This window comes from Comamonas trifloxystrobinivorans (genome assembly GCF_043359985.1).
GTDB lineage: Bacteria > Pseudomonadota > Gammaproteobacteria > Burkholderiales > Burkholderiaceae_C > Comamonas > Comamonas trifloxystrobinivorans.
This window is the reverse complement of the sequence record NZ_JBHZGV010000001.1, coordinates 355,086-367,381: the sequence shown is the minus strand read 5'-3', so window position 1 is coordinate 367,381 and position 12,296 is coordinate 355,086. Positions and strand designations below refer to the sequence as shown.

The following is a 12,296-nucleotide window of genomic DNA, read 5'->3' as shown; positions in this document are numbered from 1 at the left end:
CATGCAAGCGCTAAAAGCTCCTTTTTATATAGCAAGCGCCGCTCGCCTTCTGGTTGCCCGGCGCTTTGCTGCATTGCCGCACCATGGAAACCCACGACCAAGACCCCTCGGCCATCCGCCTGTCCAAGCGCCTGGCGGCCGACATCGGCTGCTCGCGTGCCGAGGCCGAGCACTATATCGACGCCGGTTTTGTCAGCGTTGATGGCCAGGTCGAAGACACGCCGGGCGCCCGCGTTCGGCCAGAACAAAGCGTGGCGCTGCTGCCTGGCGCCAACCTCAAGCCGGTGCAGCCCGTCACGCTGCTGCTGCACAAGCCGGCTGGTTACAGCCTGCACGCGCCGCAGGCTGGCCGCACTGCGCCCAGCGCCCTGGAGCTGCTGGTGCCCGAACATTTGGCCCAGGTGGATACACCGCAGCCGGTGGTGCCGCTGCCACGCCATTTCCGCCACCAGCAGTTTTTGCTGCCCATGCCGCGCGCGGCCAGCGGTCTGGTGGTGTTCAGCCAGGATCCGCGCATTCTCCGCCGCCTCAGCGAAGACGCCGATCTGGTGGAGCAAGAGTGCTTGGCCGAGGTGCGCGGCCAGATGATCGAAGACGGCTTGGCCTTGCTCGCCAACGGCCTGTACGTGGAGGGCGAGCGCCTGCCGCACATCAAGGCCAGCTGGCAGAACGAAACCCATCTGCGCTTTGCCATGAAGCGGGTGGCGCCCGAGTGGATTGCACCCATTTGCGCCGAGTTGGGCCTGGAGCTGGTGTCGCTCAAACGTTTGCGCATTGGGCGCATCTCGCTGGGCAAGCTGCCCGAAGGCCAGTGGCGCTACCTGCAAGGCTTTGAGCGCTTTTGAGCGCCTGGTTACAGCGGCAAGCAGGTCGCCTGGGTGTCTGCAGAGTCTCTGATTGCTATTGATTTAATAGCTTCTGACGCTTGCTGCGTTTGTCCAAGCGCTGAAAAATCCATGAATCACCTTACTGGGCAAAGCGTGCCACAATAGCCCGCTTCGCCAGCGCCCGGCAGGCCGCAGGCCGGGCTTGAGAATGCGCGCAGTGCCTCCATATATAGAGGTTTGAAGCGACGGCTCCAACGCTCGGCTCTCCAGCAAACTGCCCAGGGCTGCGGCCAATGCGGCCAGCAACCGCCGCCTCGTGTGTAACTTTCAGGTGTTTTATGTCGCTAATTCCAGTCACGATTCTTACGGGTTTTTTGGGTTCGGGAAAAACCACGCTGCTCAAGCGCGTGCTGAACGAATCGCATGGCATGAAGATTGCCGTGATCGAGAACGAGTTCGGTGAGGAAAACATCGACTCGGACATCCTCAAGACCGAATCCAAAGAGCAGATTCTGCAGATGAGCAACGGCTGCATCTGCTGCACCATCCGCGAAGACCTGCGCGAGGCGCTGCAACTGCTGGCCGCCAAGCGCCGCAAAGGCTTGGTGGATTTTGAGCGCATCGTCATCGAAACCACCGGCCTGGCCGACCCCGGCCCGGTGGCGCAGACCTTCTTCATGGACGATGAGATCGCCGAGACCTATTTGATCGACTCGATCATCACCCTGGTGGACGCCAAACACGCCAACCAGCAGCTCGACAACCGCCAGGAAGCACGCCGCCAGGTGGGCTTTGCCGACCAGATCTTCCTGTCCAAGACCGATCTGGTAACCGAGGCTGAGAAGAACGAGCTGGTGCACCGCCTCAAGCACATGAACCCGCGCGCCCCGATCCGTGCCGTGCATTTTGGCGATGTGCCGCTGAAAGAGGTGTTCGACCTGCGCGGCTTCAACCTGAACGCCACGCTGAACATCGACCCCGATTTCCTCAAGGCCGATGAGCACGACCATGACCACAGCCATTGCGATCACGAGCACGGCCAATGCGAGCACGACCACGAGCATGGCCATGATCACCAGCATGAACACGGCGAGCACTGCGACCATGAGCATGAGCATGGCGAGCACTGCAACCACCCGCACCACCACCATTACGACGACGATGTGAAGAGCTTCGTCTACAAGACGGACAAAGCCTTCGATCCAGCGAAACTGGAAGACTTTTTGGGCGCTATTGTGAACATTTATGGCCCACGCATGCTGCGCTACAAAGGCGTCTTGGCAATGAAGGGCACGAACCGTAAAGTCATCTTCCAGGGCGTGCACCAGTTGATGGGCAGCGATCTGGGCCCGGAATGGGCGGCGGACGAGCAGCGCCAAAGCAAGATGGTCTTCATTGGCATTGACTTGCCTCAAGACATCTTCCGCCAAGGTTTGGACCAATGCGTGGTGGCTGCCTGAGGCTCGCCCCAGCGGCCGCGCTGCAAGGCCGGGCAAACCCCGGCGTTGCAGCAGGGCCGCAGTGACTTGTTGCTTGGCACGAATGGCATATACAATCGCGGCCCAAAATACAGCAAAGCGGGGCGCGTGACGAAACGCGGCATCTGCAGCTCGTGAAGGCGAGATGGGATTTGGAGGACGCCACAGCTGCCCTGACCAGGGTTTGCAGCTGGGGCGTGGCAGGAGAAGGAGGCTTGTGCAAGCAGGCGGCGCCACTGCAAGGCAGGGGCGAAGGCTGACAAAAGCGGAGCGGCAGCTGCCAGGCGGCAGGCCTCCGAACCCGGTCCGGGTTTGCCAACCCGGGTAAATGAGCAGGGCGCTGAACTTGTGTCACGCGGCGCCTTTTGTAACGCGGCGGGATTCCGCCACATGGATGAACTGCACTAGCCAGTCGAGAGAACTATGCCAACTACAACGCAAACCCCCCCTAAGCGCGATGCCAAGCTGGCCAATGCCTGGAAGTCGAAGCCGGCAGAGGCCCTCACGGACGAAGAAGTGCTGGCCATGTCCGAGAACGACTACATGAACGAGGCGCAGCTGGCGTTCTTTCGCAACAAGCTGGTGGAGCTGAAAAAAGGCATTCACCTGAACGCGGACGCCACGACCGAGAACCTGCGCGAAGACACCGTGGTGGTGCCTGACCCGGCCGACCGCGCCACCATCGAAGAAGAACACGCCCTGGTCTTGCGCACCCGCGACCGTGAGCGTAAGCTTTTGAAAAAAATCGACCAGTCGATTGCCCGCATCGATGCTGGCGATTATGGTTACTGCGACGAAACCGGCGAGCCCATTGGCGTGGGCCGCCTGCTGGCGCGCCCCACGGCAACCTTGTCGCTGGAAGCCCAGCAGCGCCGCGAACTGAAGCAAAAAATGTTTGGCGATTGAAGCTGCAAGCACAGCAGCAGGCCGGACAACACAGAGGGAGAAAGCATGAGTGAGGCGGAAAAGCCGAGCAGGGGGTTGTTGTCCAAAGTCGTGCGCTTTGTGACCAAACCGACCACGCAGTGGTCGGAGTTGGACAAAACGCCCGATGCTGAAAACACGGAAGAGCAGCTCTCCAAGCAAGCGCTCAAAGAGATCATGGAGCGCAAGCGGCGCAATGATTTCGTGCGCAAGCTGGAGTTTGATCAGCTGCGCAAGATCCGGCGCGAAGCCAACAAATCCACCGGCTCCGCCGAAGGCCTGGGCGCTCGCAGCTCCTCGGCTATTCTCGAGGCCGCCATGGCCGATGATTCGCTCTCGTCCAAGAGCGCCAAGCCGGTGCACCCGGCCAACACCATCGAAAAGATCAACGAGATCGAGCAGCAGATGTCCAAGCAGTGGTGGGCCGGCGAAGGCCAGCCGCCTGCAGCGCCTGCGGTGACCGATGGCGAAACCACCGCTCCCGTGCCGCCAGGCCCGACTTCTGCGCCGGTTCCGGCTGAAGCCGTGATTTCCGCTCCCACGCCGCTGCAAGCGCAAGCCGCCCCTGCGCCGGTAGCCCCTGCCGCTTTGGCGCCGGCGGCGTTTGACGAGCAGGTCGAGTCTGGTCGCTTTATCCATGACGTGGATCTGGAAGAGGCCGCCGTGCTGTACGCCAATGGCGATACCGCTGGCGCCGAGGCCTCGTTGCTGGCCCTGGTGCAGCAGCGCAGCGGCGATCTGATGGGTCAGCTGACCGTCTGGCTCACCTTGTTCGATCTGTACCGCGCCACCGGCGACCAGACCAAGTTCGATTTCCATGCCATCGAGTTCGCCAGCAAATACGGCCGCTCGGCCCCGGTATGGTTCTCCATGCCCGAGCAGTTGGGCGCCAAAGCCCAGGCGGAAGAAGCCGCAGGCGCCGCCCGCAACCTGAACTGGCAGGCGCCGCCAGCGCTGAGCGCGGCCGCCTTGGCCGGCTTGCAAGGCAATCTCAAGCGCTTTGCACCACCGTGGACGCTGAACTGGTCGCGCGTGACCGAGGTGCGCGACGAGGTGGTTACGCCCTTGCTCACCTTGTTCCGCTACTGGGCAGAGCGGCCCGAGGTACGCGTGACCTTTGTCGGCACCGACAAGCTGCTGGCTTTGCTGGAGAGCGAAACCCCGGTGGGCGACAAATCCATTGCCGAAGACCGCTGGTCGCTGCGCATGGCGCTTTTGCGCCTGATGGGCCTGGAGCTGGATTTTGAAGCCGCTGCACTGGATTACTGCGTGACCTACGAGGTCTCGCCGCCTTCCTGGATTGCGCCCAAGCTGGAGTTCTCAAGCGACAGCCAACGCAGCCCGGCCAAACCGGTGCTCGATTCGCTGCTGGCGCCTTCGGAGCTGCCCGACATGAAAAAGCCATCGACTGTCGATGGCCCGCACGGCGTGCTCGAAGGCATTGTCGAAGGCGATGCCACCGCCCTGCTGGAGCCGTACACGCCGCTGGTCGAACCCGGCCGGCCATTCACGGTGCGCTGCGATCGCCTGATGCGCATCGATTTCGTCGCCGCCGGCTCGGTGCTGAACTGGGTAGCCGAGTGCCAGCAGAAGAACGCCCTGGTGCGCTTCAGCAACCTGCACCGCCTGAATGCGGTGTTCTTCAACCTGATCGGCATCAACGAGCATTCCATCGTCAATCAGCGCGAAAACTGAGCGTTGCCCGGCCACCTCACAAAAAACGCACTATGAGGTGCGTTTTTTTATGGCTTTTATTCATGGGTGCCCGTCTTGGAAAGGCAGATAGGGCCTCCATATAGGCCTGACTATGGAACAGTATCACGGCACAACCATCCTCAGCGTGCGGCGCGAAACCCCGCAAGGCATCCAGGTCGCTATCGGCGGCGACGGCCAGGTCACCCTGGGCAATATCGTGGTCAAGGGCACGGCGCGCAAGGTGCGCAAGCTCTACAACGGCAAGGTGCTGGCAGGTTTTGCCGGGGCCACGGCAGATGCTTTCACCCTGTTCGAGCGCTTTGAGGCCAAGCTCGACAAGCACCAGGGCCAGCTGACGCGGGCGGCCATTGAGCTGACCAAGGACTGGCGCACCGACCGCGTGCTGCGCCGCCTGGAGGCCATGCTGGCGGTGGCCGACCACAGCGCCTCGCTCATCATCACCGGCAATGGCGATGTGCTGGAGCCCGAGCAGGGCATTGTGGCCATTGGTTCGGGTGGTGCCTATGCGCACTCGGCCGCCAAGGCCTTGCTGAACAACACCGATCTGTCGGCCGAAGAAGTGGTGCGCAAATCGCTGGGCATTGCCGGCGAGCTCTGCATTTACACCAATATGCACCACACGATCGAGACGCTGTAAGCGCATAACGACTCACTGGATTGATAGCTATCAGCGCTTGCCTGGCGGGCGCTCAACCGGAATTTGCCATGTCATCGATGACACCCCAGGAAATCGTTTCCGAACTCGACAACCATATCGTCGGCCAGAACCAGGCCAAGCGTGCCGTGGCCATTGCGCTGCGCAACCGCTGGCGCCGCCAGCAGGTCGCAGACGGCCTGCGCCAGGAAATCACGCCCAAGAATATTCTGATGATCGGCCCCACCGGCGTGGGCAAGACCGAGATCGCCCGCCGCCTGGCCAAGCTGGCCGATGCGCCCTTCATCAAGGTGGAGGCCACCAAGTTCACTGAAGTGGGTTATGTCGGCAAGGATGTGGACGCCATCATCCGCGATCTGGCCGAAGTGGCAATCAAGCAGACCCGCGCCTCTGATGTGAAAAAGCTGCGCGCCCGCGCCGAAGATGCGGCCGAAGAGCGCATTCTCGATGTGCTGCTGCCACCCGCCCGCACCGGCGAGGCCGCGCCTGACAGCAATACGCGCCAGATCTTCCGCAAAAAGCTGCGCCAGGGCGAGCTCAACGACAAGGAGATCGAGATTGACCTGGCCGAGGCCAAGCCGCAGATCGAGATCATGGGTCCGCAGGGCATGGAAGAGATGGCCGAGCAGTTGCGCGGCATGTTCAGCCAGATGGGCCAGGAAAAGCGCAAAACGCGCAAGCTCAAGATCGCCGAGGCGCTGCAACTGGCCACGGACGAAGAGGCCGCCAAACTGGTCAACGAGGACGACGTGAAATCCCGCGCCATCGAGAACCTGGAGCAGAACGGCATCGTCTTTATCGACGAAATCGATAAGGTGGCCGCCCGCCAGGAAAGCAGTGCTGCCGACGTTTCGCGCCAGGGTGTGCAGCGCGACCTGCTGCCTTTGGTGGAAGGCACCACCGTGTCCACCAAGTACGGCATGGTCAAGACCGACCACATTCTGTTCATCGCCTCGGGCGCTTTCCACCTGGCCAAGCCCAGCGATCTGATTCCCGAGCTGCAAGGCCGTTTCCCGATCCGGGTAGAGCTGGAATCGCTGTCGGTGCAAGACTTTGAGGCGATTCTGACGCAGACCCACGCGTCGCTGGTCAAACAATACCAGGCACTGCTGGCCACCGAAGGCGTCACGCTGGATTTCCAGCCCGATGGCATCACGCGCCTGGCGCACATCGCTTTTGATGTGAACGAGCGCACCGAGAACATCGGCGCCCGCCGCTTGTCCACCGTGATGGAGCGCTTGCTGGAAGAGGTGAGCTTTGACGCCGTCAAACTGGACGGCCAGAGCGTGCGCATCGATGCAGCCTACGTTGACGGCAAGCTGGGCTCGCTCAGCAAGAACGAAGACCTCTCGCGCTATATTTTGTAGAGCAAATCGCCGGTATTCCGGCGTATGATTTCGTACAGCGCTCGCCACAAGTTGGCGGGCGCTTGCTTTTATGGTGGTGATTGGTTTTTCGTTGTCGATACCTATTGTCAATTTGTAACTAAACGCTTTTGTGTTTCAGCACAAAGCATGCCAAAACTGCTGAGAGTCTGGATACAGAGCTGAAGCTAAGTGCTTATGAATTAACAATAATTTTTTATCGAAAATGCTTGCAATGCTCGGATAAGTCCTTGATTTATTTGTCTTTTCATTGCAAATGATTGTGGGGCTGATTGGTCGCCTGGGTAATTCCTGCTACAGTGGGGAAAAGTGCAATTTTGTGGGAGAAAGTGCACTTTCCAACCTCTAACCAGCCATAAAGACCAGCCGTGTTCCAGGGAGCCTCTTCACTCAGCCTTGATGCCAAGGGTCGGTTGTCGATACCGACCCGGCATCGTGACGCGCTGGTGCAAGCGGGTGGCCCGGTCACCATCACGCGCCATCCCCATGGCTGCTTGATGATTTTCCCCAAGGACGAGTGGGAAGTGTTCAGTGCCCGCATTGCCAAGCTGCCGCTCGATGCACAGTGGTTCAAGCGCATGTTTCTGGGCAATGCCATGGAAGTGGAGCCCGATGCCACTGGCCGCGTGCTGGTGTCGCCGGAGCTGCGTGCAGCCGTCGGTATTACCAAGGACGCGATGCTGATGGGCATGGGCAGCTATCTGGAGTTGTGGGACAAGGCGACCTACGACGCCAAGGTGGCGGCGGAGCTGGAAAAGATGACGCCTGAGGCGTTGAAAGATTTTGCATTCTGAGGTGCGTGTGGAAACCAAGAACTACCAACACACCACCGTCTTGCTGCAGGAGGCGGTTGACGCGCTCTTGCAGGCGACAGTGGGACCAGAGCCGGTATTTGTAGACGGCACTTTCGGCCGGGGCGGGCATTCGCGCCGCATCCTCTCGCAACTGCCGCCCGCTGGGCGGCTGATTGCTTTCGACAAGGATGTCGAGGCGATTGCCGAGGCCGGCCGTATTGATGACCAGCGTTTTTCGATTCGCCACGAAGGCTTCAGTCATCTGGCCGATTTGCCAGCCGGCTCGGTAGCTGGCGTATTGCTGGATCTGGGCGTGAGCTCGCCACAGATCGACTCTCCCGCGCGTGGGTTCAGCTTTCGCTTCGACGGCCCACTCGACATGCGCATGGATACCACCCGGGGCCAAAGCGTGGCCGAGTGGTTGCAAGAGGCGGAAACACAGCAGATTGCGGAGGTGATACGTGACTTCGGTGAAGAACGGTTTGCTGGCCCCATTGCAAAGGCGATTGTTGCGCGGCGGGAGGCTGGCACGCCAGTTGCCACCACTGCCGATCTGGCCGAGCTCGTGGCTGGCGCAGTCAAGACCCGCGAGGCTGGGCAAAACCCTGCCACGCGCACATTCCAAGCTTTTCGGATTTTCATCAATGCCGAGCTGGAGGAGCTCGAGCAGGCGCTAGCGGCCAGCCTGCGCGTGCTGGCGCCGGGCGGGCGCCTGGTGGTGATCAGCTTCCACTCGCTGGAAGACCGCATCGTCAAGCAATTCATCGCCAAGCACTCCAAGGAAGTGTATGACCGCCGCGCGCCGTTTGCGGCACCGCAGCCCATGCGGCTGAAGGCGCTGGAGCGCCTCAAGCCCAGCGAGGCGGAAGTCGAGGCCAACGCTCGCGCACGCAGTGCGGTGATGCGCGTGGCTGAACGTACCGAGGTGGCTGCATGAAGACGCAAGCGCTGGTCACCCATGGCAAGAAAGGATATCTGTGCTGCTGCGCCTGAATATCCTCTTGCTCATTGTGACCATCGTCAGTGCCATGGCGCTGGTGCAGTCGCAGTATGAATCGCGCAAGCTGTTCACCGAGCTCGATCACACGCTGGCGCAGGCGCGCCAGCTGGAGACCGACCAGCAGCGCCTGCAGGTGGAAAAACGCGCCCAGGCCACACCGCTGCGCCTGGAGCAACTGGCGCGCGACAAGATCGGCATGCAAACGACCACGCCAGCCGTGACGGTGTACGTGCAAGAGCCGGGAGCTGCCCGATGAGCAAGGACATGCGCTACTCCACCAGCCCCTTGCTGGCCGAGCGCACGCCCATGTGGCGCAGCCGCTTCATCATGCTGGCGCTGGCTGCCGGCTTCATGATTTTGATTGGCCGCGCTGCCTATGTGCAGGTGATTGGCAACGACTTTTTCCTGCGCCAGGGTGAAGTGCGTTTTGCGCGCACCATCGAGCTGCCCGCCAACCGCGGCCGCCTGCTCGATCGCAATGGGCTGATTCTGGCTTCCAGCGTGCCAGCGGCCAGCATCTGGGCAATTCCGGAAGACGTGGACCAGAACGACCCGGCCATCAAGGCCAAGCTGCGCGAGATCGCCAAGCTGATGAACATGCCTTATGCACAGCTCGATGCCAAGCTGGCCGACGAGGACAAGAGTTTTGTCTGGGTCAAGCGTCAGTTGGATTGGGACATCGGCCAAAAGATCAAGGCGCTCGATGTCAAAGGCATCTACCTGCGCAAGGAATACAAGCGCCAGTACCCCGAAGGTGAATCGGCCGCCCACGTGGTGGGCTTTACCAATGTGGAAGACCATGGCCAGGAAGGCATGGAGCTGGCGTTTGACAAAGAGCTGGCTGGCAAGGCCGGCTCGCGCCGCGTGATCAAAGACCGCCTGGGCCGCGTCGTCGAAGGCGTGGGCGTGGAAACCCCGCCGCAAGAGGGCCAGGACATCCAGCTGTCGATCGACAGCAAGGTGCAGTTCTTTGCCTACCAGAAGCTGCGCGACCAGGTGGCTGCCTTCAAGGCCAAGGCCGGCAGCGTGGTGGTGCTCGATGCCCACACCGGCGAAGTGCTGGCGCTGGCCAACTTCCCCAGCTACGACCCGAACAACCGCCTGCGCCTGACCGGCGAGCAGCTGCGCAACCGCGCCATCACCGACACCTTCGAGCCCGGCTCGACGATGAAGCCCATCACCATCGGCACCGCGCTGGAGTTGGGCCGCGTCAAGAACACCACCATCATCGACACCTCGCCGGGCCGCTATGCGATCGGCGGGTTCACCATTTCGGATACGCACAACTACGGCGCCCTGACGGTGGATGGCGTGATCCAGAAGTCGAGCAATATCGGCTCGCTCAAGGTGGCGCAAAAAATGTCGCCGCAGGAGATGTGGAACGTGCACTCGGCGCTGGGCTACGGCCAGAAGCCGCAAATCGCTTTCCCGGGTGCGGCCAGCGGCCGCCTGCGCCCCTGGAAGAGCTGGAAGCCGGTCGAGCAGGCCACCATCTCCTACGGCTACGGCCTGTCGGCTTCGCTGTTTCAGATGGCGCGCTCCTACACCGTGTTCTCGAACGACGGCAATGTCATCCCCGCCACCATGCTCAAAACCCAGGGCCGTCCCGCAGGCACGCCGGTGTTCTCTAAAAAGACCGCCGAGCTGGTGCGCCACATGCTGTGGCTGGCGGCCGGCCCAGGTGGTACGGGCCAGAAGGCGCAGACCGTGGGCTACTCGATTGGTGGCAAGTCCGGTACGGCTCGTAAGCAACAGGGCAAGGGCTATGCCGTGGGCAAGTACCGCTCGTGGTTCACCGGCATCGCGCCGATCGAAAACCCCCGCATCATCGTGGCCGTCATGATCGACGAGCCCTCGCAAGGCAGCTTCTACGGCGGTACCGTGGCCGGCCCCGTGTTCAGCGAAGTGGTGCAACAAACCCTGCGCCTGATGGGCGTGCAGCCGGACATGTCGGTCAAGCCGCAAATCACGGCGCAAGAAGTAGAGGAGCAACCGCTATGAGCGCAACGCCTCTGCTCTTGAATAACGCAGACCAGGCTGTGGCCTGGTTGCGCACTCGTGTCACCACCGGCACTTTGCAGACCGACAGCCGCAAGGTCCAGCCCGGTGATGCCTTCATCGCATGGCCAGGCGGTGTTACCGATGGCCGCGCCTATGTGGCGCAAGCGGTGGAGCGCGGTGCAGTGGCTTGCCTGGTAGAGCTGGCCGGCATGGAACAGTTTGCTCTGCAAGGCCTGCCCGTGGCAGCCATGCCGGAGCTCAAAGCCGCTACCGGCCTGATCGCCGACGCTTGGTTTGCGCAGCCCAGCGCGGCGCTTGATGTGCTGGCCGTTACCGGCACCAATGGCAAAACCAGCATCAGCTGGTGGCTGGCGCAGGCCGTTACGCACTTGTGTGAGGCTGGTGTACTGTCGCACCGTGGCAGTGCCATGGTGGGCACGCTGGGTGTGGGCGTTCCGCCGCACAGCCTGGATGTGACCGGCATGACCACGCCTGACCCGGTTTTGCTGCAACGCGCTTTCCGCGGCTTTGTCGATGCCGGTTATGGCGCCTGCGCTATCGAGGCATCGTCCATCGGCATCGTCGAGCACCGCTTGGCTGGCACGCGTATCAAGCTGGCGCTGTTCACCAATTTCACGCAAGACCATCTCGATTACCACGGCAGCATGGAAGCCTACTGGGCCGCCAAGCGCGAGCTGTTTGCCTGGCCCGGCCTGCAGGCGGCCGTTGTGAATATCGACGACGCCAAGGGCGCGCAGCTGGCGCAAGAGCTGGCTGGCTCTGCGCTGGATTTGTGGACCGTGTCGGTGCAGTCCGGCGTGGCTCGGCTGCAGGCGCAAAACATCCGCAGCGGCGATCGTGGTTTGGTGTTCGAGGTGGTGGAAGGTACTGCATCGGTCACCTTGCGCAGCCAGGTGATCGGCCAATACAACGTGCTCAATCTGCTGCAAGTGCTGGCCAGCCTGCGAGTGCTCGGCGCCAGCTTGCAGCAGGCTGTGGATGCTTGCGCCACCATGGCCGCCGTGCCGGGCCGCATGGAGCAAGTGGCCGAAGCGGGTGCGCCCCTGATTGCCGTGGATTATTCGCACACGCCCGATGCGCTGGAAAAAGCCCTGCAGGCCTTGCGCCCGCTGGCTGTGCAGCGCAGCGGCAAGCTCTGGTGCGTGTTTGGCTGCGGTGGTAACCGCGACGCCAGCAAGCGCCCCAAGATGGGCCGGATTGCGCAGGCCGAGGCCGACGAAGTGATCGTGACCAGCGACAACCCGCGCGGCGAGCAGCCGCTGGCCATCATCGACGACATCGTGCAAGGCATGGTGCAGAACACGCACTGGCATGTGCAGGCCGATCGCGCTGCCGCGATCGAAGAAGCCGTGCGCCGTGCAGCCAGCCAGGACGTGATCCTGGTCGCTGGCAAGGGACATGAAGATTACCAAGAGATCGCGGGCGTGAAGCACCCGTTTCTCGACACCGCGCAGGCCCGTGCCGCGCTGGTGAAGCGGAAAGACAACGTATGACA

11 protein-coding genes are annotated in these 12,296 nt (G+C 61.9%); all 11 read left to right on the top strand.

The window, feature by feature from the left end; genetic code table 11:
• Window positions 1-83 precede the first annotated feature (83 nt).
• The 11 genes from ACFIQF_RS01545 to ACFIQF_RS01495 all read left to right on the top strand — a co-directional run bounded on the left by ACFIQF_RS01545 (window position 84) and on the right by ACFIQF_RS01495 (window position 12,294).
• Window positions 84-845 carry an RNA pseudouridine synthase gene (locus ACFIQF_RS01545; protein WP_393939475.1) on the top strand — a complete coding sequence of 254 codons (762 nt, stop codon included), beginning with the start codon at window positions 84-86 and terminating at the stop codon, window positions 843-845.
• A 320-nt stretch (window positions 846-1,165) separates the two neighbouring features.
• A complete protein-coding gene (locus ACFIQF_RS01540; protein ID WP_393939473.1) occupies window positions 1,166-2,287 on the top strand; it encodes a CobW family GTP-binding protein in 1,122 nt (373 codons plus the stop codon).
• Between the two features lie 441 nt (window positions 2,288-2,728).
• Window positions 2,729-3,211, top strand: a complete 483-nt coding sequence (gene dksA, locus ACFIQF_RS01535; protein ID WP_393939471.1) for an RNA polymerase-binding protein DksA — start codon at window positions 2,729-2,731, stop codon at window positions 3,209-3,211.
• A 45-nt stretch (window positions 3,212-3,256) separates the two neighbouring features.
• Complete coding sequence (locus ACFIQF_RS01530) at window positions 3,257-4,924, top strand: hypothetical protein (protein WP_393939469.1); 1,668 nt, start codon at window positions 3,257-3,259, stop codon at window positions 4,922-4,924.
• Between the two features lie 112 nt (window positions 4,925-5,036).
• The gene (hslV, locus tag ACFIQF_RS01525) at window positions 5,037-5,582 is read left to right on the top strand and encodes an ATP-dependent protease subunit HslV (RefSeq protein WP_393939467.1); all 546 of its coding nucleotides are present in this window, start codon (window positions 5,037-5,039) and stop codon (window positions 5,580-5,582) included.
• Window positions 5,583-5,650: 68 nt separating this feature from the next.
• The gene (hslU, locus tag ACFIQF_RS01520; RefSeq protein ID WP_393939466.1) at window positions 5,651-6,967 is read left to right on the top strand and encodes an ATP-dependent protease ATPase subunit HslU; all 1,317 of its coding nucleotides are present in this window, start codon (window positions 5,651-5,653) and stop codon (window positions 6,965-6,967) included.
• A 386-nt stretch (window positions 6,968-7,353) separates the two neighbouring features.
• Window positions 7,354-7,779: a division/cell wall cluster transcriptional repressor MraZ gene (mraZ, locus tag ACFIQF_RS01515; RefSeq protein ID WP_393939464.1), complete on the top strand. Its 426-nt coding sequence runs from the start codon at window positions 7,354-7,356 to the stop codon at window positions 7,777-7,779.
• 7 nt (window positions 7,780-7,786) lie between these two features.
• On the top strand, window positions 7,787-8,716 hold the full coding sequence (gene rsmH, locus ACFIQF_RS01510) for a 16S rRNA (cytosine(1402)-N(4))-methyltransferase RsmH (protein ID WP_393939463.1): 930 nt from the start codon (window positions 7,787-7,789) through the stop codon (window positions 8,714-8,716).
• Between the two features lie 43 nt (window positions 8,717-8,759).
• Window positions 8,760-9,035, top strand: coding sequence for a cell division protein FtsL (gene ftsL, locus ACFIQF_RS01505; RefSeq protein ID WP_393939516.1), 276 nt, complete (start codon window positions 8,760-8,762; stop codon window positions 9,033-9,035).
• Window positions 9,032-10,780, top strand: coding sequence for a peptidoglycan D,D-transpeptidase FtsI family protein (locus ACFIQF_RS01500; RefSeq protein WP_393939461.1), 1,749 nt, complete (start codon window positions 9,032-9,034; stop codon window positions 10,778-10,780). Before ftsL ends, ACFIQF_RS01500 begins: the two co-directional genes overlap by 4 nt.
• On the top strand, window positions 10,777-12,294 hold the full coding sequence (locus tag ACFIQF_RS01495) for a UDP-N-acetylmuramoyl-L-alanyl-D-glutamate--2,6-diaminopimelate ligase (RefSeq protein WP_393939459.1): 1,518 nt from the start codon (window positions 10,777-10,779) through the stop codon (window positions 12,292-12,294). Before ACFIQF_RS01500 ends, ACFIQF_RS01495 begins: the two co-directional genes overlap by 4 nt.
• Window positions 12,295-12,296: the final 2 nt, after the last annotated feature.

Coding starts and splice junctions, on each gene's coding strand:
- hslV (WP_393939467.1), top strand. CDS start 5,037: ATGGAACAGTATCACGGCACAACCATCCTCAGCGTGCGGCGCGAAACC.
- dksA (WP_393939471.1), top strand. CDS start 2,729: ATGCCAACTACAACGCAAACCCCCCCTAAGCGCGATGCCAAGCTGGCC.
- hslU (WP_393939466.1), top strand. CDS start 5,651: ATGTCATCGATGACACCCCAGGAAATCGTTTCCGAACTCGACAACCAT.
- ACFIQF_RS01540 (WP_393939473.1), top strand. CDS start 1,166: ATGTCGCTAATTCCAGTCACGATTCTTACGGGTTTTTTGGGTTCGGGA.
- ACFIQF_RS01500 (WP_393939461.1), top strand. CDS start 9,032: ATGAGCAAGGACATGCGCTACTCCACCAGCCCCTTGCTGGCCGAGCGC.
- ACFIQF_RS01530 (WP_393939469.1), top strand. CDS start 3,257: ATGAGTGAGGCGGAAAAGCCGAGCAGGGGGTTGTTGTCCAAAGTCGTG.
- ACFIQF_RS01545 (WP_393939475.1), top strand. CDS start 84: ATGGAAACCCACGACCAAGACCCCTCGGCCATCCGCCTGTCCAAGCGC.
- ACFIQF_RS01495 (WP_393939459.1), top strand. CDS start 10,777: ATGAGCGCAACGCCTCTGCTCTTGAATAACGCAGACCAGGCTGTGGCC.